Here is a 342-nt window from a genome sequence, read left to right as displayed (position 1 = left end):
TGCTGGTTGCCGCCCGACAGATGCGCGACGTTCAGCCGGTCCGACGCGGTGCGGATGTTCAGCGTTTCGATCATCCTGGTGGCGGCGCGGCCCTCGGCGCGGGCGTTCATCACCGGGCCCGCGGACATGCGGTCCAGCGTGGCCAGGCACAGGTTCTCGCGCACGTCGCCGGTCAGGACCAGGCCGGACCGCTTGCGGTCCTCGGTCACATAGGCCAGCCCGGCCTCGATCGCCTCGCGCGGGGTGGTGATGCGGGCGGGGCGCCCGTCGATGGTCACGGTGCCGGCCGTCTCGGCCGACAGGCCGAACAGTCGGTCGAAGATCTCGGTCCGGCCCGACCCC

1 protein-coding gene is annotated in these 342 nt (G+C 72.5%); it reads right to left on the bottom strand.

Features of this window, described 5'->3' with window-relative positions; translation table 11 throughout:
• Nucleotides 1-342 (bottom strand): ATP-binding cassette domain-containing protein (locus TW83_RS18545; RefSeq protein WP_045984265.1); only part of this gene is annotated, 342 nt, incomplete at both ends.

Source organism: Paracoccus sp. S4493, assembly GCF_000967735.1.
GTDB classification, from domain to species: domain Bacteria; phylum Pseudomonadota; class Alphaproteobacteria; order Rhodobacterales; family Rhodobacteraceae; genus Paracoccus; species Paracoccus marcusii.
This window is presented reverse-complemented; position numbering and strand designations above follow the sequence as displayed.